The organism is Ruegeria sp. AG7 (assembly GCF_056541545.1).
This window is the reverse complement of record NZ_JBQFYP010000003.1, coordinates 284,856-309,763: the sequence shown is the minus strand read 5'-3', so window position 1 is coordinate 309,763 and position 24,908 is coordinate 284,856. Positions and strand designations below refer to the sequence as shown.

The following is a 24,908-nucleotide window of genomic DNA, read 5'->3' as shown; positions in this document are numbered from 1 at the left end:
CCTCGGACGGTATCAGACCAGAACCGAACCTTTGCTGTCGATCACGCCCTGCGTTTCGGCCTCACCCAGAAGCATCTCGTTATGCGCTTTGCCGGACGGGATCATCGGGAAGCAATTCTCGTGCTTTTCAACCAGACAGTCGAAGATTACCGGACCGTCGTAGTTGATCATTTCCATGATTGCGTCGTCCAGATCGGCGGGGTCGGAACACTGGATGCCTTTGGCGCCGAACGCTTCAGCGAGTTTTACGAAATCGGGCAGGGCTTCGGACCAGGAATGCGAATACCGCTCGCCATGCAGTAGCTCTTGCCACTGGCGGACCATGCCGAGGCGTTCGTTGTTCAGGATGAACTGCTTGACCGGAAGACGGTACTGAACGGCCGTTCCCATCTCCTGCATGTTCATCAGCCACGAGGCTTCACCGGCGACGTTGATCACCAGCGCGTCCGGATGTGCCATCTGCACGCCGATCGAAGCGGGGAAGCCGTAGCCCATGGTGCCCAACCCGCCCGATGTCATCCAGCGGTTGGGATCTTCGAACCCAAGATACTGTGCCGCCCACATCTGATGCTGGCCAACCTCGGTGGTGATATAGCGGTTATACTTTTTCGTCAGTTCTTCAAGTCGTTGCAGCGCATATTGCGGTTTGATCGACTTTTCGCTGTTGGTGTAAGACAGACAGTTGATCTTACGCCACTCAGAGATCTGCGCCTGCCATTTCTTGACAGCCGCTGCATCGGTCTTGCGCCCGCGTGACTTCCACACCTTCAGAATGTCTTCCAGAACATGCGCCACGTCGCCGACAATTGGAATATCCACACGGATGACCTTGTTGATCGAAGACGGATCAATATCGATATGGGCTTTCTTCGACTTTGGAGAGAACGCGTCGATGCGCCCGGTGATCCGGTCGTCGAACCGTGCACCGATGTTGATCATCAGGTCACAGCCGTGCATCGCAAGGTTCGCCTCGTAGAGGCCATGCATCCCCAGCATACCCAACCAGTTTTCGCCTGAGGCGGGGTAAGCGCCCAGACCCATCAGGGTTGAGGTGATCGGGAAACCCGTGGAATCCACCAGTTCGCGCAACAACTGGCTGGCTGCGGGGCCAGAGTTGATGACACCACCGCCCGTATAGAAAACCGGCTTCTTGGCTTTCTCAATGGCTGCAACAAGCTCGTTGATTTCCTCCAGATCGCCTTTCAGCACCGGCTGGTAATGCGAGGTCGAAGGTTTCGGACTGTTGTATTCACCCGTGGCAAACTGCACATCCTTGGGAATGTCGATCAGAACCGGGCCGGGACGACCCGATTTGGCCACATGGAAAGCCTCGTGCAGCGTCTCGGCCAGCGAATTCGTGTCCTTTACCAGCCAGTTATGTTTGGTGCAGGGGCGCGTGATGCCAACGGTGTCGGCCTCCTGAAAGGCATCCGATCCGATCATGAAGGTCGGGACTTGTCCGGTCAGAACCACAATCGGGATCGAATCCAGCAACGCATCGGTCAGGCCGGTAACTGCGTTTGTGGCACCGGGACCAGAGGTTACAAGCGCAACACCTGGCTTGCCGGTCGACCGCGCATAGCCTTCGGCGGCGTGGATTGCACCCTGTTCGTGACGCACCAGAATGTGGCGAATGTCGTTTTGCAGAAAGATCTCGTCATAGATCGGTAGGACGGCGCCACCGGGGTATCCGAATACCGTGTCCACGCCCTGATCCTTAAGGGCCTGAACTACCATCTTTGCGCCGGTCATCTCACGTGTCATCTGCTTTGCTCCGTTCGCGACATGTGTCTTGCGTCTGACAAAAAAAAGCCCCCGAAATTTCGGAGGCGCATGGGTTCGATTATGGTTTACCGTTACCGGCCCATGCGCGTGGTTCCTACGATTACGACTAGCGTTCTCATCGCCAGAGGCTCCTTTTTGCTTGGAGGGGACATTATGTTCGGGGGGGAGAAGCGTCAACAGGCAAATCCACCAATTTTCTATCTCAATGGCGGTATTTTTCGAAATTTTGTTGCGCAGATTGCCGCACGCCGGGAATTTCCGGGAAAAGGGCGGGCATTTTCGTGAGGGCGGGACAGGTATGAAGGTCTGAATGCGTCAGGTCGATGTCTGAAACTGGCATGATCCGGTGATTTGTCTGCGTCACGCTGACCTTGTGTTCGCAAACGAGGGAGGCGGAGCATGTTACATGACCTGGTAGATCTGGGACGATATCCGATTGATCGCCCGGATTCGCCAGCTTACAGGCGATTGATCGGGGATTTGCGGCGCGAGTTGGAACAGGACGGCTGTGCGGTTCTGCCTGGTTTCGCACATGCGCAAGGGATCGAGCTGTTGGTGCAGGAGGCCGACGAGGTGGCACCCAATGCACACCGGTCTTTCAATCGCACAAATGCCTATTTCACCAAAGATGACCCACGGTTCGACGCCGCCCATCCGATCAGACGGTTCTATGACCGGTCGAACGCGTTTGTTCCTGCTGACAATTTTGCGCATTCCGGTCCTTTGCGCAGGATTTACGAGTTTAGCGGATTTCTTCCCTTCATTCGGGATGCGCTGGATGAGCCTGAGGACCGCTTCTTTCGTTACGATGACCCTCTGGCAGATGTGATCATCAATGTCGTGGAAGAGGGGCAGGGCTTTCCCTGGCATTTCGACACCAATAACTACACCGTGACACTGGCGATCCAGAATGGCGAGCAGGGCGGTGCATTCGAATACGCACCCAATCTGCGCACAGCCGAGGATGAGAATTTCGATCAGGTCGCGTCGGTTCTGGACGGAAACAATGAGCGCGTTCATCGGTTGGAGCTGCGACCTGGGGACTTGCAGATATTCAAAGGCCGCTACTCCCTGCACAGGGTCGCCCCGGTCAAGGGCACGCGGCGGCGGTATGTGGGTATCTTTTCATTTGTCGAGGCCGAAGGCATGTGTGGTGGGATCGAACGGACGCAGCAGCTCTATGGACGCGTGTTGCCACACCATTATGAGCGTGCGGGTTTGCGAAAAGATCAGTTGCTGGATTGAAGGGGCACTACCGGAGGTCAAGGCTCCCGCCCGTCGTCAACGCGCCTGTGGCGCGTCTTATCTGCTTGGGCCGGGCAGCGCTGCGCGCTGCGGTTGCGCAAAGATCAGAAGCCGACCCCCGTGCCTTGCAGCATGCCATGTTCCAGCGCATAGCGGGTCAGCCCGGCGGTCGAGGATATTCCCAGTTTGCGCTTGATGTTCTTGCGATGCGTTTCAACCGTTCGCACCGAGATATCCAGCTTTTGAGCAACTTCTTTGTTTGATTTGCCCTGCGCCAGTTCCAGCAGAATTGTTTGCTCGCGCCCAGTCAGCGCCTCGCGTGCGTTGTCGCCTTTGGGTTTCAGGGACCCACTTGCACCTGTGCACAGATATTGCTCACCCCGCATGACCGCATCGATGGCCTGCTTGATCTCTTCGGTTGGGACATCTTTGAGAACATAGCCTTTTGCGCCGTGGCTGAGCGCGGTCGAAATGTATTCGGGGCTGTCATGCATCGACAGGATCAGGATGCGCGTATCGGGCAGACGTTCCAGAATGATCTCCGTGGCGCTGAGTCCGCCGAGGCCAGGCATGTTCAGGTCCATCAGGATGACATCCGGGGCGAGGCCAACCGCCTGATCCACCGCGGCCTGACCGCTGCCGAGAGTTCCAACCACTTCGATATCGTCGTAGCTTTCAAGGATCGACTGAATGCCCTCGGCCACCATGGGATGATCGTCGACAATAAGAACTCGGATGTTTTTGGCGCTCATGTACCGGCCTTTCGGTTCGGAGTTGCGTCTTCCTGCGGAGGCAACAGGTGGCTCAGCGGCAGGCTGGCCTCGATTACCGTACCGCCGCGCGGTCCGCGTGATGACAGAATACGCAGCGATCCGTCAAGTTGCTCAATTCGCTCCTGCATGTTGCGCAGACCGATGCCGGTGGTTGGGGTTCCGGATTCTGCGCGCAACCCACGGCCATTGTCGGTGATCCGCATGGTTGCGCCTTTCTTGTGGCCGCGCAGGTCAATCGTCACATAAGAGGCATCCGCGTGGCGTTCGATATTTGTCAGCGCCTCTTGTGCGATGCGGTAGAGTGCGATCTTGCTGTCCTGATCCAGCCGGTTGCGGAATACGACGGTGGAAAACTCGGTCTCGATCCCGGTTCGTTCGCGAAAATCGTCGGTCAGAGCCTTCAACGCAGGTCCAAGGCCAAGGTCATCCAGCACGCCGGGGCGCAGGTCGCGGCTGATGCGGCGCACCTCGGTGATAGCGGTGCGAAGATGGTCAATGCCTTTGTCCAGCGGATCGCGCGCGCCTGCATCATCGCCGCGCAACAGCCGGCGGCGCGCATTGTCCAGCGCATAGCGCACACCCACAAGGATCTGGCTTATGCCATCATGCAGTTCGCGGGCAACCCGGCCGCGTTCCTCTTCCTGCGCGTCGAAGACACGCTGCGTCAGTTCTTTCAACTTGGCATCCGCCAACCGTCTCTCGCGAATGTTCAGCAACATGCCCGAAGCAAAAACAATCAGAACCGCAGCAACAACAATGGCGCCGATATACATGAAGGTGCGCTGCACGCGGGTCTCAACCTCGGCCCTTGCGTTGGCGACCGTGGCGACAATGTCGTCAATGAAGACCCCGGTACCCACGACCCAGCGCCAGTCCTGCAACCCGACGACATAGGCGATCATCTGCGCCTCATCCCCGGTCGAGGGTTTTTCCCACATGAAGCTGTGCCACCCGGCTCCCTGACGGGCGAGGCGAATGAACTCGTCAACGATAGGTGTGCCATCGCTGTCGGTCAGACCTTCCCAGTTGCGGTTGATGAATTGTGTCTGACGGGGGCTGACCAGATTGTTGCCATCATAATCGTAAACGAAAAAGAACCCGTCCTGCCCATAGATCATTGCCGAAAGTATCTGCGAGACAAGGTTCTTCGACACCTCATCGTCCGGTTCAGCGCGGCCATAGATATAGGCAAAACCATTGCGCGCCTGCGTCACGTAGTTGCGCAGTTCTTCTTTCTTGGCCTCGATCAGGCTGCGCTCCAGGGCTTCGATCTCGCGCTCAGCGGTCGCACGCGCCTCATATGCGACAAGCACAGCGATTGCTGCCACGGCCACAACCAGCGGGATTGCGGCCACCAGCGACAGTTTCTGCGCATAGGTCAGCGAAATCAGATGTCGGAGTCTTTGCATGGACGAATCGATACGCAAGCGGCGGCAAAAATGCAAAAAGATTGGCGTTGGTCGGTGAAATTCCGGTATTTGGGCCGTATTTGTTGGAGTTTTCATTCGGAAATTTCACCGCATCCCCCAAAGAAATCGATTCTCTACGCAGTAGTAGGTATTCCCTTTCGCTTCGCTCACATTAGGCTGACGCGCACTGAATGCGACAGGTCCGGTTCTGCCGGATCGTGACTATGAAGGGGAGGAACACTCATATGGATCGTCGTTCATTTCTGAAAAAATCCGCGCTGGGCGGTTCGGCAGCCGCAGCAACCGCTCTGGCGGCTCCGGCCTATGCACAGGGACAGCGCACACTGACCATGGTGACCTCGTGGGGTCGTGGTCTGGCTGGCGTGTTTGACAGCGCGCAGCGTTGTGCCGACAGCATCAACGCCATGTCGGATGGCAGCCTGAATGTTGAGATCAAGGCGGCAGGCGAACTGGTTGGCGCGTTCGAGGTGTTTGACGCGGTGTCGTCCGGCCAGGCCGACATGTATCACGCCGCTGACTATTACTTTGTCGGTCAGCACCCGGGCTATGCGTTCTTTACGGCAGTGCCTTTCGGCATGACCGCACAGGAACTTGTGAACTGGTACTATCATGACGGCGGTATGGAGCTGCATGATGAGCTGGGCGAAATCTTTGGCCTGAAGTCATTCCTGGCCGGTAACACCGGTGCGCAGGCGGGCGGCTGGTTCTCGAAAGAGATCAACAGCCCCGAAGACTTCAATGGTCTGAAGTTCCGTATGCCCGGTCTGGGCGGTAAAGCTCTGGGCAAACTGGGCGCGTCCGTTCAGAACATCCCCGGTTCCGAAGTGTATCAGGCGCTGTCGTCCGGCGCGATTGACGGAACCGAGTGGATCGGACCCTGGGCCGACGAAAAGGCAGGCTTCCAGGAAATCACCAAGACCTACTACACTGCGGGCTTCCACGAGCCGGGCGCAGGTCTGTCGCTGGCAACCAACCGCGACGTGTTCAATGAACTGACCCCGGCCCAGCAGAAGATCATCGAGATCGCTGCCGCCGAAGCGCACCAGTGGAACCTGGCGCAGTTCCTGGCCAACAACGGTGCCGCCCTGCAGCGCCTGCAGGCCGGTGGCGTCAAGGTTTTGGAATTCCCCGACAGTGTCTGGGATGCGTTCGGCAAGGCCAGCCAGGAGGTTCTGGACGAGAACATGGGCGATGAGCTGTTCAAGAAGATCTACGACAGCGCAATGCCGTCGATGGCGGCTTCGTCGGCATGGAACAACCTGTCGTCGGGTGTCTACACCGCACAGCGTGACCGTGTTCGCGGCTAAATCTTCCTGATCAAAGGAAAAACGGTTTCCCCGCGCCTTGCGGGGAAACCTTTCCCGTTGCGCGAAAGGACTTGGGCAAGCCAAAATAGGCCTGCGCGCAACTGAGACGACCTGGGGACAACATGCAGGACGAAAACGGTATCTCGTTCTTCGGCGCCCTGTGGAATGGACTGGTTTGGTTCATTCAGAACATTGCCGAAGCCTTCTATAATTTCGGATATGCGATCACGCATCCGCAGCTCTGGCTGGACTGGTCTGACAAGGCGTCGATCATGCGCTTTGTCTATTACGGCGGTTCGGTCGAATTCTTCTTTGTGGTGTTCACCTTCTTTCTGGTTCTGACAGCCGTCGGGTTGTATTACAGAAACTTTATGTGGGCCATCGTGCGTGGCCTGGAAGGGTTTGCAAACACCACCGGGCGGTTCTTTGCCTGGGCGGGTCTGCTGATGGTAATCCAGCAGATTGTCATCGTATTCATGCAACGGGTCTTTACCCGTCCTGATATGTCCTTCGGTCTGGGAATTCCGTTCCAGATGGATATCAGCTGGTTCGCGGAAGAGCTGAAACTGTATAACGCCATGGTCGTCTGTCTGTGCTGTACATACACATTTGTGCAGGGCGGGCATGTGCGCGTTGATCTGATCTATGCCGGTATCAGCCACCGCGCCAAGCGCGTGGTCGATATGTGCGGTGCGTTACTGTTCATGATGCCAATGGCGGTGCTGACCTGGATGTACGGCTGGTTCTTCCTGTGGCGTCACCTGATCGTGCCGAACCCTTCGGCCAGTGACGCGCTGGACCGTCTGGTAGCCAAGTCCCGTGCCTTGCGCTGGAACGTGGAAACCATCGGGTTCAGCCCCAACGGGTTCAATGCCTACTTCCTGTTCAAGATCCTTCTGGTGGCGTTTGCGGCCATGGTGTTCCTGCACGCCGTCGCATTCCTGTACCGGTCGTATCTGGAATTTGTGGAAGGGCCGGAAAGCGTTGGAAAATACCTCGACAAGGACAGCCTTGGTGAGGGTGAAGAAGCCTATGAAGGCGCGCATTAAGGGCGGAGACAAAGACAATGCTATTCGGACTTGATGGCGTCGAGATAGGCCTCATTATCGTATTCTTTTGCCTTTTCGGGGGCATTCTTTCCGGCTTTCCGGTGGCTTTTGCCATCGGCGGGGCGGGGATCATATCCTTTGGCATCATCGCCGCGCTGGACAGTGCGGGTTTGCTGATCCACCAGGCGATTGATGTCGGATCGCAAAGTTATCGGGACCTTGTGAATTCCGGGATCAAGCCGGACACCATATCGGTGTTCCGATACCCGGATTTGCCAAGGCTCGCCGAACCGGTTTTTGCCTCGGGCTGGGAAACCGCGCTGGACCGCAACGTGTCGTTCATCGTGAACCGCATGAACGAACGGGTTCTGGCCGGACAATCAATCGAGACCCTTCTGGCCGTGCTCATGTTTGTTCTGATGGGCATCACGCTGGAACGTTCGAAGATTGCCAATGATCTGCTGACGACGATGGCACGTGTTTTTGGCCCGCTTCCGGGTGGTCTGGCCGTGTCGATTGTGGTTGTGGGGGCGTTTCTGGCGGCTTCGACCGGTATCGTTGGCGCGACCGTTGTGACGATGGGTCTGCTGGCGCTTCCAACCATGTTGCGCAACAACTATTCTCCGGAACTGGCGACCGGTGTGATCGCGGCATCGGGCACCTTGGGGCAGATCATTCCGCCGTCGATCGTGATCGTCCTACTGGGCACATTGGCAGGAGATCTGTATTCGACAGCCCAGGAAACCAGGGCTGTTGAGGCCGGTTGCACCGACGCGCTGACCTATCTGGGTGAGCCTGCGGTTGTCTCGGTCGGGACATTGTTCCAGGCTGCGCTGTTGCCAGGGATCATGCTGGCGCTGCTCTATGCGCTCTATGCCTTTGGTTATGCATTGCTGAATCCACACAAAGCGCCCGCTGTGGCTGTGTCCGGTGGTTCCGGGGAACCCATTACGCGGTCAGAAGGCCTGACATGGTTGCTGGGTGCGCCTGTAGCCCTGATCGTCGGCGCGGTCCTTTTGGGCAATGTCGGTGTGATCGGAAGCCAGAACATCTCGGTCTCGGCCTTCTCGGATATCGGCGAGGGTGCGTCGCTGCGGACCAACGTATCGGAAGAATGCAAGGCGTCAATGATCGACCTGCATGGGCAGGCTGCATGGGATCAGGCGGTTTCCGAGCAGGAAGCCATTGATGCCGCGGGCGGCACAACCCAAGCGCATCGCCTGACAGAAGAGGAACTGGCTGCTGAACAGCAAAAAAGGATTGCCGATGCGGCACCGATCGGCACCGGAGTGGCGGTTACCCTCGTCCTGCTGGGTCTGACCCTGGTTCTGGGCCGAGGGATCGCACCGTCGCGGTCACCGCAACCGCTGATACTTGGCGCAATCGGGCTGCTGCTGATGGCGTTGGTCGATATCCTGATAATATCGCCTACCACATCCTCTGGCGTGACTTTCGTGCTGCTCGCCCTGCCGTTCGCGCTGGCCATGTATGGTTGCAAAGAGGCTGCGGCCCGCTGTGCCACAAACGATCTGATCCGCGTGGTCTTCCCGCCGCTTGTTCTGATCATCGCGGTGCTGGGCTCGATCCTGGGAGGTGTCACCAATCCGACACCGGCGGCTGCGCTGGGCGCGGGTGGCGCGATCATGCTGGCCGCCTATCGCAAGCTGCAGGATCAGGGCCGTTCGGGCAAAGTGGTCATCTGGTCGACCTTCGCCGTTGTCATTGCACTGCTGATGGGGGTCAACTTTGACCTGCGTATCAATCAAGGCAGTGTGACGGTGGAAACCTGGATCGCCTTCATCATTGCTTATGCGGCCTACCTTTACGCCCTGTTCGGGCTGCTGTACGGATGCTGGGTGCTCTATTCCAGCGGTGTTTTGACCCCGGTGGTGCGTGAGACAGCCAAAGTGACCTCGATGGTGTTCACCATCCTCATCGGATCGCAGTTGCTGAACCTCGTGGTGATTTCATTCGGAGGGGAGCATTATATCCAGCAATTCCTGAAGAGCTTTGACAACGAGTTCACGGTTTTCCTGATCGTGATGCTGGTGCTGTTCATTCTGGGGTTCGTGCTGGATTTCCTCGAGATCATCTACATCGTGATCCCCATCGTGGGCCCGGTGATCTATGGCGGCTCGTTCGATCCGAAATGGGTCACGATCATGGTGGCGGTGAACCTTCAGACGTCGTTCCTGACGCCACCTTTCGGGTTTGCGTTGTTCTACCTTCGGGGGGTTGCGCCGAAAGAGGTCACAACTGGTCATATCTATCGCGGGATCGTTCCGTTTGTTCTGATCCAGGTTATGGGGATCGCGATCTTGTGGTTCTTCCCGACGATTGTCACGATCGTTCCGGACCTGATGCCAAACTGATCCGATCCGGAAGAGAATATTGCAAAGGGGGCCGATTGGCCCCCTTTTCTGTTTGTTTCGGGCTAGGGGCCAGCCCCTTCTTGGCCTGCGGCCAATTCATCCCCGGGATATTTATAGCCAGATGAAGATGCGGATCAGGTGAACTGGATCAGGTCCCAGCGATTGCCGAAGGGATCACGCCAGACAGCGACGATGCCATAGGGTTCGTGGCGTGGGTCTTCTTCGAAGTGGACATCCCCAGCGCGCATATCTGCGTGGTCACGATAAAAGTCATCGGTTTGCAGGAAGAACCCAACGCGCCCGCCGGTCTGGTTGCCTATGGCGGCGGTTTGTTCAGGTCCGTCAGCCTTTGCCAATAGAAGGCATCCGCTGTCCGAACCTGGAGGCGCGATGAGAACCCAGCGCTTGCCATGGCCGAGGTCGATGTCCTTGATGAGTTGGAAGCTGAGTGTCTTTGTATAAAACAAGATGGCGTCGTCGTAATCCGGCACAACAAGGGTGACGGCATGCAGGCTTTGTTTCATCGCGCGGTCAGCCTTTGGTCGGATGCCGGTCAGGGAGCTGGATATTGGCGACCTGTTCGGCGATTGGCGGCGCCGACAAGGGGTGATGCGATGTGCCGGAATAAGCATCCGGATCACTGATCTTTTGCCACCCCCCCTGAATATACGCCTCAAGCCCAGAAAACTTGGCTTTGTAGCCCATCTTGGGACTGCCGGGGACCCAGTACCCCAGATAGATATAGGGCAGGCCCGCCTCACGTGCGATGTCGATATGGTCGAGGATCATGTAGGTGCCGAGTGAGTTCTGCGGCTGTTCCGGGTCGTAGAAGGAATAGACCATGCTTAGCCCGTCTTCGAGCACATCGGTCAGGCTGACGGCGATCAACTCGCCCGTTTCAGGATCGGCATATTCCACAACGCGGCTGCGGATCGGTGTTTCCTCGATCATCGCGGCGAATTCGAAAACGTCCATGTCAGCCATGCCACCATCGGCGTGCCGGGTGTCAAGATAGCGGCGAAACAGCTCGTATTGCTCATCCGTGGCCCATGGCGAGGTTGCGCGGCGTTCCAGATACCCGTTCCGCTTTGCCGTGCGTTTCTGGCTTTTGGTCGGACGGAAGGCTGAAACATCGATCCGGGCCGACAGGCAGGCTGCGCAATCCGTGCACGAAGGCCGGTAGAGTACATTCTGAGACCGGCGAAATCCTTGTTGAGACAGGGAATTGTTCAGCTGTTCAGCCCCTTCGCCTTGCAGGGCGGTGAACAGTTTACGTTCCATCCTGCCGCCAAGATAAGGGCAGGGCTGCGGTGCCGTGACATAGAATTGTGGCGCAATTGGCAGCGTATGTCGCATGAAATCCCCATCCAGCCTCGGGAGGGATGATAGCAACCGTTCCCGAGACCGCCAAGTGTTTCACGCAACCTTGCGTCAGGCCCGTTGATTGATCATGACGGTGCCCAGAAAACTGTCGGTCAGACCCTGGCCACGGGCGCTGGTCATCATCATGATGACCGAGATGATCTGGACCACGGGAAAGGCCATGCTGACGAAATAGCCAGCAGTGTGGGCAAGCGCCTTGCCCTGATCCATCCGTTCTCCGTACGCATCGCGCAGTTCGATCCCCATAAAGCGCATTCCCAGCGTGGCTGAGCCGTTGGCGATGGTCACCACCCGGTAGACGAAGCTAACAACCGCGTAGATCAAGGCCAGAAAAAACAGACCCAGAAAGGCGGTTAAAAGGATTGCCACCGTGCAAAGCAGCGAAATGAAGGCGATATCGAACAGCCAGGCAGCGAAGCGTTTGGTTGTCACCGAACGATAGAAATCAGGTTGGGTGTCCGGGTCGGGCAGATGGTTCATTCGATAGGTCCGTAAAACAGGGGTAGGAGGACCCTGTCCCGAAACACCGGGGCAGGGCAAGGTCAATCAGGCGGGCTCGCCCTTGCCGTCTTCGTCATGGCTTTCGCGGGCGCGTTCATCCATGAATTGATCGAATTCGGCTTTGTCCTTGGCGTCACGCAGGCGGCGCAAGAAGGCTTCGAAATCCTGTTGTTCGCGTTCCAGGCGGGCCAGGGTATCTGCTTTGTAGGCGTCAAAGGCGCTGTTGCCCGAGGGCTTCATTGCACTCATGTGGCTGTGCCAGGATTTGCGGCGGTTGCAGGATTTGCTGAACATGCGTTTGCTCCAGATCATATAGGCCAGCAGGGCAAGGCCAACGGGCCAGAAGAAGATGAAACCAAGAACCATGGCGGCGATCCAGGCCCCTTTGCCTTTGTCATCCAGCCAGGCTTCGGTTCGGTAAAGCCATCCCGGATTCGCGGGGACGGCGGGGTCGGACAATGCGGTCATTTGAGCTCTCCAGGGTTGATGTAAACTCTATTCACATTGCATAGATGGGGTACCGTTTGGACGGGTGCAAGGGGTAATGTGAAAAAGATTTACATTATGCAATCCGGTTGACGTTTCAGGATCTGGCTCGCAGTGTCCGGGTATGGATATGACGGACAACAAAGCCGCCCCTGCACTAAAGGACATTCTTGAACTGGAAACGCAGGTCTGGGTGGCGCTGGTTGAAGGCGACGCAAGCGCCGACCGCGCCTTGCTGAGCGCGGATTTTCTGGGTGTTTATCCCACGGGGTTTGCCAATCGGGACGATCACGTCGGGCAATTTGCAGATGCGCCAACGATGGCCGAGTTTGATCTGAGTGACGCTTGGTTACGTGTCCTGACTCCGGATATCGTGTTGCTGTCCTACCGTGCCGATTACCTGCGCCCGGGTGCAGATCGGCGCGAGGCGATGCTGATTTCATCTTTGTGGGAAAGAAGAAACGACGTCTGGGTCAACAGCTTCAGTCAGGACACGCCGGTTCAGGAAACCTGATCAGAATGCCCCATTGACGATTACGTCCTGCAATGCGCAGGGTGCGCGCATGACTGACGCTCTTGCCATTACCCGCCTTCCGCGTGCGTTTGATCCGCCCCTGGGCGATGAAACCCGCGCTCTGATACCTGATCTGTCGCAGGAGATGGGAAAGCTGGTGGCGGGAACCGCCGGGTCCAGCCCATATCTGAAAGGCCTGATAGAGCGTGAAAGGGAATGGCTGCCTGATGCCTTAGTGCGCCCGGATCAAGCACTGTCTGAAGTCATGGCGGATGCGCGCAAGCTGCCGCCGGATCAGCTGAAATCCGGCTTGCGGCAGGCAAAGCGGCGTGTGGCGCTGTTGACCGCGCTTGCCGACATCGCAGGTGCCTGGCCGCTTGAGAAAGTCACCGCGGCACTGACCGATTTCGGGGCACTGGCCGCAGATGTTGCGGCCAAGGCCGAGATTGCGACGTTGATCCGGCGCAACAAACTGCCGGGTATGACCGAGGACGATATCGAAACTGCCGCCGGGATGGTCATTCTGGCCATGGGCAAGATGGGCGCGCATGAGCTGAACTACAGCTCGGATATCGATCTGATTGTGCTGTTTGATGAGACACGGTTTGACCCTGATGATTTCTACGAGGCCCGGCAGGGCATGGTGCGGGCAACGCGGAACTTCTGCGCGACGCTCAGCGACAAGACTGCCGATGGCTATGTTTTCCGTACAGATCTGAGGCTGAGACCTGATCCCGCAGTAACACCGGTCTGCATGGCGATGGAGGCCGCTGAACGGTACTACGAAAGCCTTGGCCGCACGTGGGAGCGCGCAGCATATATTAAGGCCCGCCCCTGCGCCGGAGACTTGGCCGCGGGGCAGCGGTTTCTGGACACATTGCGCCCTTTTGTCTGGCGTCGCCATCTGGATTTTGCCGCCATTCAGGACGCGCATGATATGCGTCTTCGAATTCGCGAAAACAAGGGTACGGGCGGGGCCTTGTCGATCCCCGGCCACGACATGAAGCTGGGGCAGGGCGGTATTCGCGAGATCGAGTTCTTCACCCAGACCCGTCAGTTGATCGCAGGTGGCCGCGATCCGGATTTACGGGTGCGCGGAACGGTCCCGGGGTTGGCGGCGTTGGCGTCAAAAGGCTGGGTGCCGCAGGATGTCGCGGACAAACTGACCGATCACTATCGGGCGCATCGCGAAGTCGAACACCGCATTCAGATGGTTCATGATGCACAGACGCATAAGGTGCCGAAATCACCGGAAGGCATCGAACGCATCGCCTGTCTGATGGGGATCGGCAGCGACGAACTGAAACAGGACCTGAAAAACCGCCTGACGGAAGTACACGAACTGACCGAAGGTTTTTTTGCGCCCGGGCCCGGTCCTGCACCTGTGGCGGCGCAGTATGTGGAGTTTGACCAGAGTGTTCTGGCCCGGTGGACGACCTATCCGGCCTTAAGGTCCCAGCGCGGGTCGCGGATATTCGAACGGTTGCGGCCCGAGCTGCTGTCGCGTCTTGCCAAGACCGCCAAACCGGACGAGGCGTTGATGGCGCTGGACGGGTTTCTGTCAGGCCTTCCTGCCGGGGTGCAGCTGTTTTCATTGTTCGAGGCCAATCCGCAACTGATTGACCTACTGGTCGATATCGTTGGCACGTCTCATGCTCTGGCCTCGCATCTGTCGCGCAATGCCTCGGTTTTCGATGCGGTGATCGGCGGCAGTTTCTTTGCCGATTGGCCGGGGCAGAAGGCTTTGCAAATCGAACTGGCCCGTGCGCTGGCGGAAGAGCCTGACTATGAAACCCGGCTCGACCTTGCGCGGCGCTGGTGTAAGGAATGGCATTTCCGGGTCGGTGTCCACCACTTGCGCGGTCTGATCGACGGGGCACAGGCAGGCCGGCAATATGCAGAGCTTGCACAATCGGTGATTGCCGCCATCCTGCCATATGTTGCCGAAAATTTCGCCCGCAAACACGGGCCCGCACCGGGGCGCGGAGCGGCGGTGTTGGGCATGGGGTCGCTGGGCGCAGGACGGATCAATTCGCAATCCGATCTGGACATGATTGTGATCTATGACCCGCAGGATCAGGACATGTCCGATGGTCCGCGCCCTCTGGCCACGCGCACCTATTATGCGCGGTTCACGCAGGCGCTGATTACAGCACTTTCAGCTCCGATGTCACAGGGGCGGCTGTATGAAGTTGACATGCGCCTGCGCCCGTCCGGCAATCAGGGGCCGGTCGCCACCAGTTGGGCCAGCTTTACCAATTATCAGCAGAACGAGGCCTGGGTGTGGGAACATCTGGCCCTGACCCGTGCTCATGTCGTTGCGGGTGATGCCGGTTTGGCAAATGATATCGAAGCGTTCCGCGCCGGGTTTCTGTCGCGCCCACGCGAGCGGGACAATGTCTTGCGCGAAGTCGCGGAGATGCGAACGCGCCTGGCCGCAGCCAAGGCACCTGCCGGGATTTGGGATGCCAAAAACGGGCCCGGCCGCCTGATGGACATCGAACTGATGGCCGAAACCGGTGCCTTGCTGGCAGGGACTACGGCACGCGATGTGTCCTCGGGCCTCGATGGAGCCGTCGCTGCCGGGTTGCTGGATGTCGCGCAGGCGCAATCCCTGAAAGACTGCTACAGCCTATGCTGGTCGGTGCAATGTGCGGCCCGGCTTCTATCGGGCAAAGTCATCGAGGCGGAGCAGATCGGTGAAGGAGGTGTGGATTTCCTGTGCCGTGCCACCGGGTTTGAACAGGTCGATGCACTGCAACGGGCATTGCAGGAGAGTTACACAACTGCGGCCGACCTGATCGGCAGCGTGATCCAAGAGGGCGAAGATGGCACGCAGCACTGATCCCAATGACCACAAAGGTCTGATCCAGGAAGCTTATCGCATCGAAGGCATCACCCTGCCGGAATGCCGCAGCATATTTCTGGACTGGGCGCTCAGCCTGCCCGAAGAGCGTGACCAGAACACGGCGCTGACCGAGTTGCATGCGGCATACGCGCTGCACAGCCCGGATCATCCCATGACTCAGGTTCTGTCCGAGGGCCTTCAGGCGGCCCAAACCCCGAAACGGCGCGGTGGCTGGCGTTCGCGAAGCCGCTAGGTCTTTTCCATCGGCACATTCGCGACTAAGAGGGCACCATGACCCAATCTGCCGACCGCCCCCGTATCCGCCTGAAACCCAAAGCCAACGCGCGCGGCCTGCGCCATGGCTTCCCTTGGGTCTATGCAAATGACATCGTCACCGACCGCCGTACGCGCAAGATCCCCGCAGGCGCTCTGGCGATTCTCGAGGATGACACTCGCGCAGCGCTTGCGCTGGTGGCGGTCAATCCTGAGTCAAAAATCATGTGCAGGGTGCTGGATCGTGATACCAACGCGCAGTTGGACAATACTTGGTTCGAAACCCGCCTCAGCCGCGCCCTTGCACTGCGTGAACGTCTGTTTGATGCGCCTTTCTACCGTCTGGTCCATGCCGAGGCCGATGGCTTTCCCGGTGTGATCATCGACAGGTTTGGCGATACCTGTGTCATCCAGCCCAACGCGGCCTGGGCCGAGGTGCATCTGGATACGCTCACCGAAGCGCTAATCAAGGTCGCAGGCGTGACGACGGTGCTGAAAAACGCCTCGGGCCGCACGCGCGGGCTGGAAGGGCTCGACGATGAGAACCTGACTTTGCACGGCACAGCACCCGACGCGCCCCTGCCTGTGCCAATGAATGGTGCCACGTATATGGCCGACCTGACCGGAGGTCAGAAAACCGGCCTGTTTTACGATCAACGCCCCAACCAAGCCTTTGCCTCACGGCTGGTACATCCCGGAGCGCAGGTGCTGGACGTGTTCAGTCATGTCGGCGGCTTTGGTCTGGCGATGCTGGCCGCAGGTGCCGGACGGGCCTTATCCGTCGATGGGTCTGCGGCCGCGCTGGAACTGGCCACCAAAGGTGCCGAGGCTTCGGGCCTTGCCGACAGGTTCCAGACCCGGCAGGGCGACGCGTTCGATGTACTGACTCAATTGGGGGACGAGTGTGCGGTTTTTGACGTGGTCATTTGTGACCCACCTGCCTTTGCCCCATCAAAACAAGCGCTGGATGCGGGTTTGCGCGCCTATGAACGTATCGCACGGCTTGCCGCACCTCTGGTCAAACCGGGCGGCTATCTGGGGCTGTGCTCGTGTTCTCATGCCGCCGATCTGGGACGGTTCCGCGATGCCTCCTCCCGCGGGATCGGCCGGGCGGGCCGACAGGCGCAACTGATCCACACCGGATTTGCCGGGCCGGATCATCCGCAACTGCCGCAACTGGCGGAAAGCGGCTACCTCAAGGCGGTGTTTTACCGCCTATGAAGGCTGTTCTCGACACTTGCGTCCTCTATCCCACGGTCATGCGCGAAATGCTATTGGGCGCCGCGCGATTGGGACACTTCACCCCGATCTGGTCCGCCCGCATCCTCGAAGAATGGGCCCGCGCCGCCCGCAAGCTGGGCCCGACGGGGGAGGCGCAGGCGCGTGCTGAAATCGCGCTGGTGCAAGGTGCCTGGCCGGATGCCGAACGTCCAGCGAACGAGGGTCTTCAAAACCGTCTGTGGCTGCCGGACGCCGCAGATATCCACGTGCTGGCCACAGCAATCGCGGCTTCCGCTGATCTGATTGTCACGGTAAATGCCAAGGATTTTCCCAGAAATATCCTGACTGATGAAGGGCTTGACCGGCAAGATCCCGACAGCCTGTTGTACAGTTTCTGGCAGTCAAACCCAGAAGGCATGAGCACACTTGCCACACAGGTCCTTGCCCAAGCCGATCGCCTCTCAGGCGAACAATGGACCCTCCGCGCGCTCATGAAAAAAGCCCGGCTTCCGCGATTGGGCAAAGCGCTCGCCATCTGAGCGGGATCCAGCTTCATCTGGCCAAAAATATCCCGGAGAGCGCGAGAGGCTGGCCTCTCGCAGCACAGGCATCACCCGCGTGCCCAACGCTGTTCAAGCTTTTCCAACGCCGCAACACGTTCATCTGTCTTGGGATGGCTCATCAGCCAGGCCGGGACCACCCCGGCGCGCTGCTGTGTCAACTCTTCCAGCTTGTGAAACAGTGATTTCTGCGGGCCGATTCCAATCCCGGCTTTTGTCAGCAAAGCTGCTGCGTATTCATCCGCCTCATACTCGTCCTGCCGCGACAGGCGCGAGGCGATCAGTGCGGTCAACGCATTGGCAATCATCGCCCCGACAAAGGGGATGAACCTGTTCAGAACCATGATCAGCGCCGTTCGCATCGCATTCTGCCCTGAAAAATCGATCATCCGCCGCCGTGCGTGACCCAGCGCCACGTGCCCCAACTCATGCGCGATTACACTGGCCATTTCCTCAGCAGAAACCTCTCCGTTGTGAAACTTGCGGTAAAATCCTCGCGTGATGAATATCCGCCCGTCCGGCGCGGCCAGCCCATTCACCGGGTCGATCTCGTAGATATAGACCGGCACCCGTTCGATCCCGAGCGCCGCCGCCAGCCGGTCGGTCATGCGTTTCAGCGCCGGATCGGCAAGTTCCGTCGATTTCGCATCCAGTTCACGATGGGTGCGCCAGACGGAAATCCGGTACATCACAATTCCATAGGCAATGGCCAGCAGGATCGGGGTCAGGCGAAGCATGGGCTAGATATGGTAGCACTGGGCTTTTAGAGCAAACGAAAAATTCAATGGACCATGCCGCCGTTCGCCGCATGGCAGTAATGTCGAATCTGTACTCCGGAAAAGGTGTCAGCAGTCCTAAAGCGGCACTTAAGGAAAAATCGAATTGGACCTCGACAGTAATGTCCGGCATAAAGACGAGTTTTCGCGTCCAGACGACCTACTCGATCTCGATCAATATGGCATTGCGGGCGACATGCCAGTTTCCCCAGCGCCAGTCAGAAGGAAGCGTGCCGGTCCTGCGTGGCCCGTGGACAAATTCGCCGAAAGGTCTAGGACGGTTGCTTCGAGGAAAACCCGGTTGCCAATTGCGGTAGCTCAATGGCTGGCCATCGGTCCACGCCCACACTCCGTTGTTAATTGTTAACCCGAAAGTAGGGCCGATCACGTCAAGATTGTCGTCTCCGGCAAACGGATAGGTGTCGCGGGCGTTTCGCTCGGTCCAGAATAGGTTATCGTAACGAAAAAGGTTCTTTACCATCTCCTCTTCGGACGCCGACCCAATGGACGCCAGATCACCTCCCGATTGCATTGTCAGCGTCTTAATTTGATCCCAAGACAAATGGCTTGTGCGGACTACTGCGTAGAGCCGTCCGTCGTAGAATCCATAGTTCATGACGCGCCCCGAAAAGGTACGTGCCAACCGGTGTAGGCGTGGATCGGATTCAAGGGCCCGAATCGCTTCGATATCGTAGCGATTGCCCAAGGTCGCAGCGATAGGGAACCAGCCGAACTCGGGTGGTTCGATCCCGAGCGCTGACAGCGTGGCCCTGTCAAGCACACCGTCCGCCGCCAGCCGTCGATCCCTCTGGAAATCCGAAACGGCGCCGAAACTCTGTGGCCCGAGAACTCCATCAATCACTCCAGGGTCATATCCGAAGCGCTGCAATGTCGACTGGATCACAAGCTGGTTCGCCCGCGAAAGTGTCAAATACTTTACAGCTTCGCCCCGCATCCAGTTCAGCGACTCAGCCGCCGCGAGATTTCTTCCGGCATGTCGCGCCTGCAGATTGTAGCGAAAAAGAGTCGCCTCAGCTTCAAGTGCTTCCGACTTCCGCGCGCCATTTGGAAATTTATCGAAAAAAAGCGACCAGGCACGAACCGAGCCCAGTTTGCGCGCAGCTTCGAAAGCGGCATCTTCTCCTGAAACGGGGTCGGACCCGGTAGCTTCGGCGACTGGCTCAGCGGCACGCAAGGGCGCTGCCGCTGGTGTCAGGTAGATTCCGTGTCCTGGTAGTGAACCGTATGTGAACGGTTGCTGATAACCATTCGTGAGCTCTGACACTGTGTCGCGCACTTTCCGAAAGAAAAAGCCCAACTCGAGCCCCGGTTCCGCGAGATGTGTTAGAAGAGCCTCAGCATACGGGCTATTTCGGCCGTCGCCGTCGAGCGCCAGTGTCCCGCCGCGAGCGGCAAAACCTACCAGAACTGCGCCCGGTTCAACCCCCGCCAGCCCCCGACCCACTGACCGAGTCGCTGACGACCGAAGCATAGAGGTAAGAAACGGATTATTGCGACAGGCATCAAGGAGTACGATCCGAATGCCTTGCGAAGTATCGAGCGCAGACAGAACGCTGTCGAGCCGGATTGCCTCAAACTCGATGTCGCGATCGCTTTTCAATTCTGCGTTGACCGGAATCAGGTAGTTGATATTGTCGATCTCTATGCCGTGGCCCGCGAAATAGACAACGGCCATCTCCGCGTCTTCCGCAGCTTGGGCGAAGTCCCGAAGCGCAAGCCGCATCTCTCGGTAGTCAAGATCCCGTCCTCGCGTTACCTCGAACCCGATCCGCTCCAAGGCCGATGCGATGTCTTCGGCGTCGTTCGCGGGGTTTTGTAGGCTCGAAACATGATCATATTCCGAATTTCCGATGACGAGAGCCACGCGCCCGTCCGATGCGGAAACCGGACTTCCAAAGATCGCAAGAACTACCGCCAAAAACGTCACAGCAACAAAAGTATGTAACTTCATCAGCATGGCCCACTTTTACTCGTACGCGGCAACATAACACAGAAGGTGGCTCCTGTGGCAGGCGGCTTTGGACTCAAACAGCCATCAGCCTCTACCGCGTCAGCTCGCGCATTCCCTTTTCAAGACCAGCCAGTGTCATGGGCACCATGCGATCTTCAAAGATGTCGCGGATCATGCTGATGGAATGGGTATATTCCCAGTATTTCTCGGGCACCGGGTTGATCCACAGGTTTGACGCCCACTGTTCGCGCGCGCGTTGCAGCCAGACCTGACCAGCTTCCTGATTCCAATGTTCATTGGCACCGCCGGGATAGGCGATCTCATAGGGGCTCATCGAAGCGTCGCCGACAAAGATGCACTTGTAGTCGGACCCATAGGTGCGCAGCACTTCGTGGGTCGGGGTCTGTTGGTTCCAGCGGCGGCGGTTGTCCCGCCAGACCCCTTCATACAGGCAATTGTGAAAGTAGTAATATTCCAGATGCTTGAACTCGGTTCTTGCAGCGGAAAACAGCTCTTCAACCACCTTGATATGCGGGTCCATCGAGCCGCCGACATCCAGAAACAACAGTACTTTGACGGCGTTGTGGCGCTCGGGCCGGGTTTTGACATCCAGATAGCCATGCTCGGCCGTGGCGCGGATGGTGCCGTCCAGATCCAGCTCTTCGGCTGCTCCCTCCCGCGCCCAGCGGCGCAGGCGTTTCAGGGCGACCTTGATGTTGCGGGTGCCCAGTTCAACCGTATCGTCGAGGTTCCTGAATTCCCGTTTGTCCCAGACCTTGACCGCACGCTGGTGACGGCTTTCTTTCTGACCGATACGGACGCCTTCGGGGTTGTACCCATAGGCCCCGAACGGAGAGGTTCCTGCGGTGCCGATCCACTTGTTGCCGCCCTGATGACGGCCCTGTTGTTCCTTGAGCCGTTCGCGCAGTGTTTCCATCAGCTTGTCGAACCCGCCAAGCGCTTCGATCTCGGCTTTTTCCTCCTCCGACAGGTGTTTCTCGGCCATCTTGGCGAGCCAATCGGCAGGGATATCGACAGCTTCCAACACCTGATCGAAACTGATCTCGCCCAAGCCCTCAAAGCTGGCGGCAAAGGCACGGTCGAATTTGTCGATATTGCGCTCGTCCTTCACCATCGACACCCGGGCAAGGTAATAAAACGCTTCGACATCATAGGTGACCAGACCCTTTTTCATGCCTTCCAGAAAAGTCAGATACTCCCGGAGTGATACCGGGATGCCCGCTTTGCGGAGGTTTTTGAAAAAGGGCAGGAACATTGCGTCATGCCACCATGCGAAGCAGAACCAGCGAGATCACCAGCCCCACAAGCGCAAAAGCGATCCCATATCCGGCGGCATACTGTGCCATGTCAGCGCCGTTTCCATTGCGTTTTTTTGCGGTCAAAGCACCCAGGATTGCACCCAGTATCGCCATTCCCAGTACTAGCAACATATGCGTTTCATCCGTCTTTCGTGCTGTCAGCGGGGCGTCGGCCACTGTTTTGAACCAAAGACTGAGCCACCAAATCAGAACCGAACCCGTATCGCGCCCACCCAAGGCTGTCCAGTCTGACGGCACGTGCCTTTTGTAATTGACCGGCCTGTTTTAAGGCCTCGGATTTCAACAGCAGCAAGGTTGCCAGAAGCGAAGCGTTTTCCGCGCGGGTCATCACGTCGATGGCCTGATCCAGTTCGGGCAGGACCTCTGGCCCGCGATCCTGCGCAAGCGCAAAGGCTGCGGTTTGCGTTGAGACATAAGCCTGATGAACCTCGGTTCCGGGCGTTGCGCGAAGAAACTGTTGCGCGATCTTGAACTGCCGCTGGGCTTCCGCCGGGTCACGAAACTGCTCCATCCGACCCATCAGGTAGTGGGGATAGGCGCGGCGGTGATCCGTCCATCCCAATTGCTGCCCGATGCGGGCTGCCTTTTGCGCGGCGCGTATCTGCCGGGGGGAACCCGGCCCTGGTCCCAGTGATTTCTGGATCGCGTTGATCCACTCTCGGGGGGTATTCGTTGGCCGTTGCGCGGCTAATCGGTCACCGCGTGGATTCAGGCGGCTGAGAACATCGGGGATGACGGCGGCGACCTGATCCCGTGTCATACCGGTGTGCAGTTCGGGCGCATAGGCCGCGCGTAGGATCAACATGTCGAACCCGGTCAAAACCGTATGAATATTGTCGTCGTTGAACACGGAATCCGGCAGGTGATAGAGGTCGTTCAGCGGACCAAGGGCTTGCGCCAGTTCTTCGTGCAGACAATCGCGCATTTCCTGCGGGCTGACATCGTAGGGGATGAATATCCCCAATCGTTCGCGCTGGCGCAGCTCAACCCAACTGCTTTTGGTCTTGCGGCGGTCGCGCTGATACTCAGCCAGGCTGGACGCGTTTGGCACCACGAAACAGGCCGCGTTTGGCAGAATTTGCAGAATGTCCTTCTGGCTGACCGCTTCGATCGTGATATTGGCCTGACCGTCGTTGATTTGTCGGATGTTGATACCCGCCTCGCGCTTCAGGCGGTTCAGCAGGCGGGTCAAATCCTGCTGCATACTTTGTGTCGGCGATCCGGTCAGGCGAACGGTGATCGGCGTTTCGAACCGGGTGAAAACGGGCAGGGCGGCCCCGCTTTCCAGTTCGAAATGCAGGGACAGGAAATCCGACGCGATGTTTTTGTTGGATCGCGCTGGTGGCGAGGGACGTGGTGCCGCAAAAGACTTGGCTGGTGGCAACGCCACTTCGACATATGATACATCGTTCCCGAGTTCGATTGTCTCGACAGACGTGCAGCCAGCGATAACCAGCGCCAGAAAAAGGGCGCCCAAACGCATCATGGGCGGGCGTACTTGATGAACGGTGTCAGGGTGCCGATGCGATCATAAAGGTGGCGTGCCGTGTGGTTGAACTCTTGCGTCAGCCAGTAAACGGATGGGGCGCCCTGGCGATCCGCCTCTTCATAAACCGCCTGAATCAAGGCGCGACCGACGCCCGTTCCTCGGGTTTCAGGTCGGGCGAACAGGTCTTGCAGGTAACAGACCTTTTCCACTTTCCAAGCGTGGCGATGAAACAGGTAATGCGTCAGCCCGACCAAAACGCCATCCTGTTCCGCAACAAAACAGGAAAAATCCTGTGGGTCGTCGCCCAACAATCTGGAAAAGGTCGTTTCATACACGTTTTCAGGCAGGGTAGTTTCATAAAACGCCAGATAATCCCGCCACATTTCGGCCCACTGATCTTTGTCCTCGGCCCGCAGGGTCCGGATTGTCAGAGCGTTCGCCAAGTGATGACCCCAATACTGCTGCTTTGAAACGCGGTTGCGTCAGGTATTTCGATGCTGACACCCGGGATACGCAATGGCAAGCCGTGATCACTGATTGTTCACACGCAGGCTAGCGTTTGCCACGTGCCATGAAAGCAAGACGTTCGAACAGATGCACATCCTGTTCATTTTTCAGCAAAGCGCCATGCAGCTTCGGCAGCGCGCTGGCCCCGTCACGCCTGAGGTCTTCGGCCGTCAGGTCTTCGGCCAGCAACAGCTTCAGCCAGTCCAGCACCTCCGAGGTCGAGGGCTTTTTCTTGAGCCCTTGCGTCTCTCGGATCTCATAGAATTGCGTCAGCGCGGCGGTCAGAAGTGCGTCCTTGATGCCGGGATGATGCACATCAACGATCCGGCGCATCGTCGCCTCATCCGGAAAGCGTATATAGTGGAAAAAACAGCGGCGCAGGAAAGCGTCTGGCAGCTCTTTTTCGTTGTTCGAGGTTATGATGACGATAGGGCGGTGCTTGGCCCGGATCGTCTCGCCCGTTTCGTAGACGTGGAACTCCATCTTATCGAGCTCCTGCAACAGGTCATTGGGGAACTCGATATCCGCCTTGTCGATTTCATCGATCAGCAGAACAACCTTTTCGTCGGCGTCGAAGGCCTGCCACAGCTTGCCCTTGCGGATATAGTTCGACACATCATGGACACGCTCTTCGCCTAGTTGGCTGTCACGCAGGCGGCTGACGGCATCATATTCGTAAAGACCCTGCTGCGCGCGGGTGGTGGATTTCACATTCCACTCGATCATTTTCAGCCCCAGCGCACCGGCCACCTGTCTGGCCAACTCGGTCTTGCCGGTACCGGGTTCGCCCTTCACCAACAGGGGGCGCTCAAGCGTGACAGCGGCGTTCACGGCAATGGTCAGATCGTCGGTGGCGACATATTCGGCTGTACCTTGGAAACGTGCGGTCATGGGCCTCTCGTGCGTATATTGCGTTGGACGGGCAGGTTGTGGTTTCCGGGTTACAGAGCGGCAAGGTTTTTTACAACCCGCGTCCCTGCGTCGCCCGGCGGGAATTGTGCTGCAACTCCAAACCCTTTTGCTTGATTCCGATGTAGACCATTCCCGGACGTTGTAACTCTCGCCCCAAAAAAGCCT

The 24,908-nt window shown here is 58.1% G+C and carries 23 protein-coding genes; 9 read left to right on the top strand and 14 right to left on the bottom strand.

All coding sequences use genetic code 11. The features are described 5' to 3' along the window. Positions 1 to 12: 12 nt before the first annotated feature. Positions 13 to 1,764 (bottom strand): acetolactate synthase 3 large subunit, encoded by a 1,752-nt coding sequence (locus ACR0BF_RS06405; RefSeq protein ID WP_480493004.1) that lies wholly within the window; start codon positions 1,762 to 1,764, stop codon positions 13 to 15. A gap of 420 nt (positions 1,765 to 2,184) precedes the next feature. Here ACR0BF_RS06405 and ACR0BF_RS06400 point away from each other — a divergent pair, with 420 nt between their 5' ends. Beyond that, the gene (locus tag ACR0BF_RS06400) at positions 2,185 to 3,030 is read left to right on the top strand and encodes a HalD/BesD family halogenase (RefSeq protein WP_480517398.1); all 846 of its coding nucleotides are present in this window, start codon (positions 2,185 to 2,187) and stop codon (positions 3,028 to 3,030) included. A 104-nt stretch (positions 3,031 to 3,134) separates the two neighbouring features. Here ACR0BF_RS06400 and ACR0BF_RS06395 read toward each other — a convergent pair whose 3' ends face one another. Next, positions 3,135 to 3,782, bottom strand: a complete 648-nt coding sequence (locus ACR0BF_RS06395) for a response regulator transcription factor (protein WP_267363844.1) — start codon at positions 3,780 to 3,782, stop codon at positions 3,135 to 3,137. After that, on the bottom strand, positions 3,779 to 5,212 hold the full coding sequence (locus tag ACR0BF_RS06390) for a cache domain-containing protein (protein ID WP_480473303.1): 1,434 nt from the start codon (positions 5,210 to 5,212) through the stop codon (positions 3,779 to 3,781). The genes ACR0BF_RS06395 and ACR0BF_RS06390 overlap by 4 nt, the downstream gene beginning before the upstream one ends. Before the next feature lie 245 nt (positions 5,213 to 5,457). Between ACR0BF_RS06390 and ACR0BF_RS06385 the strand changes: the two genes are divergently transcribed. The 3 genes from ACR0BF_RS06385 to ACR0BF_RS06375 all read left to right on the top strand — a co-directional run bounded on the left by ACR0BF_RS06385 (position 5,458) and on the right by ACR0BF_RS06375 (position 9,961). Beyond that, positions 5,458 to 6,540 (top strand): TRAP transporter substrate-binding protein, encoded by a 1,083-nt coding sequence (locus ACR0BF_RS06385; RefSeq protein ID WP_480473301.1) that lies wholly within the window; start codon positions 5,458 to 5,460, stop codon positions 6,538 to 6,540. Between the two features lie 122 nt (positions 6,541 to 6,662). Next, entirely contained in the window at positions 6,663 to 7,589 is a 927-nt protein-coding gene (locus tag ACR0BF_RS06380; protein WP_480473299.1) for a TRAP transporter small permease subunit, read from the top strand. A 17-nt stretch (positions 7,590 to 7,606) separates the two neighbouring features. After that, positions 7,607 to 9,961 (top strand): TRAP transporter large permease, encoded by a 2,355-nt coding sequence (locus ACR0BF_RS06375; RefSeq protein ID WP_480493007.1) that lies wholly within the window; start codon positions 7,607 to 7,609, stop codon positions 9,959 to 9,961. 134 nt (positions 9,962 to 10,095) lie between these two features. Here the strand turns inward: ACR0BF_RS06375 and ACR0BF_RS06370 are convergent, their stop codons facing one another. The 4 genes from ACR0BF_RS06370 to ACR0BF_RS06355 all read right to left on the bottom strand — a co-directional run bounded on the left by ACR0BF_RS06370 (position 10,096) and on the right by ACR0BF_RS06355 (position 12,313). Further along, entirely contained in the window at positions 10,096 to 10,485 is a 390-nt protein-coding gene (locus ACR0BF_RS06370; RefSeq protein ID WP_480624503.1) for a VOC family protein, read from the bottom strand. Between the two features lie 7 nt (positions 10,486 to 10,492). Next, the gene (locus tag ACR0BF_RS06365; protein ID WP_480624502.1) at positions 10,493 to 11,317 is read right to left on the bottom strand and encodes an arginyltransferase; all 825 of its coding nucleotides are present in this window, start codon (positions 11,315 to 11,317) and stop codon (positions 10,493 to 10,495) included. A gap of 75 nt (positions 11,318 to 11,392) precedes the next feature. Beyond that, the gene (locus ACR0BF_RS06360) at positions 11,393 to 11,824 is read right to left on the bottom strand and encodes an RDD family protein (RefSeq protein WP_480624501.1); all 432 of its coding nucleotides are present in this window, start codon (positions 11,822 to 11,824) and stop codon (positions 11,393 to 11,395) included. Positions 11,825 to 11,890: 66 nt separating this feature from the next. Continuing rightward, entirely contained in the window at positions 11,891 to 12,313 is a 423-nt protein-coding gene (locus tag ACR0BF_RS06355; protein WP_480473289.1) for a DUF2852 domain-containing protein, read from the bottom strand. Between the two features lie 148 nt (positions 12,314 to 12,461). Between ACR0BF_RS06355 and ACR0BF_RS06350 the strand changes: the two genes are divergently transcribed. Genes ACR0BF_RS06350 through ACR0BF_RS06330 form a run of 5 tightly spaced genes read left to right on the top strand, consistent with a single transcriptional unit; the run spans position 12,462 to position 17,726 of the window. Further along, the gene (locus ACR0BF_RS06350; RefSeq protein ID WP_480517391.1) at positions 12,462 to 12,845 is read left to right on the top strand and encodes a DUF4440 domain-containing protein; all 384 of its coding nucleotides are present in this window, start codon (positions 12,462 to 12,464) and stop codon (positions 12,843 to 12,845) included. 49 nt (positions 12,846 to 12,894) lie between these two features. Beyond that, positions 12,895 to 15,690, top strand: a complete 2,796-nt coding sequence (locus ACR0BF_RS06345; protein WP_480624500.1) for a [protein-PII] uridylyltransferase family protein — start codon at positions 12,895 to 12,897, stop codon at positions 15,688 to 15,690. Then, complete coding sequence (locus ACR0BF_RS06340) at positions 15,674 to 15,946, top strand: hypothetical protein (RefSeq protein ID WP_480517387.1); 273 nt, start codon at positions 15,674 to 15,676, stop codon at positions 15,944 to 15,946. Before ACR0BF_RS06345 ends, ACR0BF_RS06340 begins: the two co-directional genes overlap by 17 nt. A gap of 38 nt (positions 15,947 to 15,984) precedes the next feature. Then, positions 15,985 to 17,187: an RSP_2647 family RNA methyltransferase gene (locus ACR0BF_RS06335; protein ID WP_480624499.1), complete on the top strand. Its 1,203-nt coding sequence runs from the start codon at positions 15,985 to 15,987 to the stop codon at positions 17,185 to 17,187. Further along, positions 17,184 to 17,726 (top strand): RSP_2648 family PIN domain-containing protein, encoded by a 543-nt coding sequence (locus ACR0BF_RS06330; RefSeq protein ID WP_480624498.1) that lies wholly within the window; start codon positions 17,184 to 17,186, stop codon positions 17,724 to 17,726. The genes ACR0BF_RS06335 and ACR0BF_RS06330 overlap by 4 nt, the downstream gene beginning before the upstream one ends. Positions 17,727 to 17,797: 71 nt before the next feature. On the opposite strand, the gene ACR0BF_RS06325 is transcribed toward ACR0BF_RS06330, so the two are convergent. The 7 genes from ACR0BF_RS06325 to ACR0BF_RS06295 all read right to left on the bottom strand — a co-directional run bounded on the left by ACR0BF_RS06325 (position 17,798) and on the right by ACR0BF_RS06295 (position 24,722). Next, on the bottom strand, positions 17,798 to 18,484 hold the full coding sequence (locus ACR0BF_RS06325) for a M48 family metallopeptidase (RefSeq protein ID WP_480473277.1): 687 nt from the start codon (positions 18,482 to 18,484) through the stop codon (positions 17,798 to 17,800). 199 nt (positions 18,485 to 18,683) lie between these two features. Continuing rightward, positions 18,684 to 20,501, bottom strand: a complete 1,818-nt coding sequence (locus ACR0BF_RS06320) for a caspase family protein (protein ID WP_480624497.1) — start codon at positions 20,499 to 20,501, stop codon at positions 18,684 to 18,686. 85 nt (positions 20,502 to 20,586) lie between these two features. Continuing rightward, positions 20,587 to 21,771 (bottom strand): vWA domain-containing protein, encoded by a 1,185-nt coding sequence (locus ACR0BF_RS06315; RefSeq protein ID WP_480517381.1) that lies wholly within the window; start codon positions 21,769 to 21,771, stop codon positions 20,587 to 20,589. A gap of 4 nt (positions 21,772 to 21,775) precedes the next feature. Next, positions 21,776 to 21,946 carry a hypothetical protein gene (locus tag ACR0BF_RS06310; RefSeq protein WP_209503658.1) on the bottom strand — a complete coding sequence of 57 codons (171 nt, stop codon included), beginning with the start codon at positions 21,944 to 21,946 and terminating at the stop codon, positions 21,776 to 21,778. 7 nt (positions 21,947 to 21,953) lie between these two features. Beyond that, entirely contained in the window at positions 21,954 to 23,321 is a 1,368-nt protein-coding gene (locus ACR0BF_RS06305; RefSeq protein WP_480624496.1) for a DUF2927 domain-containing protein, read from the bottom strand. Then, on the bottom strand, positions 23,318 to 23,767 hold the full coding sequence (locus ACR0BF_RS06300; RefSeq protein WP_480473267.1) for an N-acetyltransferase family protein: 450 nt from the start codon (positions 23,765 to 23,767) through the stop codon (positions 23,318 to 23,320). Before ACR0BF_RS06300 ends, ACR0BF_RS06305 begins: the two co-directional genes overlap by 4 nt. A 109-nt stretch (positions 23,768 to 23,876) precedes the next feature. Beyond that, positions 23,877 to 24,722: an AAA family ATPase gene (locus ACR0BF_RS06295; RefSeq protein WP_480473265.1), complete on the bottom strand. Its 846-nt coding sequence runs from the start codon at positions 24,720 to 24,722 to the stop codon at positions 23,877 to 23,879. Positions 24,723 to 24,908: the final 186 nt, after the last annotated feature.

Coding starts and splice junctions, on each gene's coding strand:
- ACR0BF_RS06305 (WP_480624496.1), bottom strand. CDS start 23,321: ATGATGCGTTTGGGCGCCCTTTTTCTGGCGCTGGTTATCGCTGGCTGC.
- ACR0BF_RS06390 (WP_480473303.1), bottom strand. CDS start 5,212: ATGCAAAGACTCCGACATCTGATTTCGCTGACCTATGCGCAGAAACTG.
- ACR0BF_RS06340 (WP_480517387.1), top strand. CDS start 15,674: ATGGCACGCAGCACTGATCCCAATGACCACAAAGGTCTGATCCAGGAA.
- ACR0BF_RS06320 (WP_480624497.1), bottom strand. CDS start 20,501: ATGCTGATGAAGTTACATACTTTTGTTGCTGTGACGTTTTTGGCGGTA.
- ACR0BF_RS06370 (WP_480624503.1), bottom strand. CDS start 10,485: ATGAAACAAAGCCTGCATGCCGTCACCCTTGTTGTGCCGGATTACGAC.
- ACR0BF_RS06375 (WP_480493007.1), top strand. CDS start 7,607: ATGCTATTCGGACTTGATGGCGTCGAGATAGGCCTCATTATCGTATTC.
- ACR0BF_RS06315 (WP_480517381.1), bottom strand. CDS start 21,771: ATGTTCCTGCCCTTTTTCAAAAACCTCCGCAAAGCGGGCATCCCGGTA.
- ACR0BF_RS06355 (WP_480473289.1), bottom strand. CDS start 12,313: ATGACCGCATTGTCCGACCCCGCCGTCCCCGCGAATCCGGGATGGCTT.
- ACR0BF_RS06385 (WP_480473301.1), top strand. CDS start 5,458: ATGGATCGTCGTTCATTTCTGAAAAAATCCGCGCTGGGCGGTTCGGCA.
- ACR0BF_RS06405 (WP_480493004.1), bottom strand. CDS start 1,764: ATGACACGTGAGATGACCGGCGCAAAGATGGTAGTTCAGGCCCTTAAG.
- ACR0BF_RS06350 (WP_480517391.1), top strand. CDS start 12,462: ATGACGGACAACAAAGCCGCCCCTGCACTAAAGGACATTCTTGAACTG.
- ACR0BF_RS06310 (WP_209503658.1), bottom strand. CDS start 21,946: ATGTTGCTAGTACTGGGAATGGCGATACTGGGTGCAATCCTGGGTGCT.
- ACR0BF_RS06365 (WP_480624502.1), bottom strand. CDS start 11,317: ATGCGACATACGCTGCCAATTGCGCCACAATTCTATGTCACGGCACCG.
- ACR0BF_RS06395 (WP_267363844.1), bottom strand. CDS start 3,782: ATGAGCGCCAAAAACATCCGAGTTCTTATTGTCGACGATCATCCCATG.
- ACR0BF_RS06345 (WP_480624500.1), top strand. CDS start 12,895: ATGACTGACGCTCTTGCCATTACCCGCCTTCCGCGTGCGTTTGATCCG.
- ACR0BF_RS06380 (WP_480473299.1), top strand. CDS start 6,663: ATGCAGGACGAAAACGGTATCTCGTTCTTCGGCGCCCTGTGGAATGGA.
- ACR0BF_RS06360 (WP_480624501.1), bottom strand. CDS start 11,824: ATGAACCATCTGCCCGACCCGGACACCCAACCTGATTTCTATCGTTCG.
- ACR0BF_RS06400 (WP_480517398.1), top strand. CDS start 2,185: ATGTTACATGACCTGGTAGATCTGGGACGATATCCGATTGATCGCCCG.
- ACR0BF_RS06335 (WP_480624499.1), top strand. CDS start 15,985: ATGACCCAATCTGCCGACCGCCCCCGTATCCGCCTGAAACCCAAAGCC.
- ACR0BF_RS06330 (WP_480624498.1), top strand. CDS start 17,184: ATGAAGGCTGTTCTCGACACTTGCGTCCTCTATCCCACGGTCATGCGC.
- ACR0BF_RS06295 (WP_480473265.1), bottom strand. CDS start 24,722: ATGACCGCACGTTTCCAAGGTACAGCCGAATATGTCGCCACCGACGAT.
- ACR0BF_RS06325 (WP_480473277.1), bottom strand. CDS start 18,484: ATGCTTCGCCTGACCCCGATCCTGCTGGCCATTGCCTATGGAATTGTG.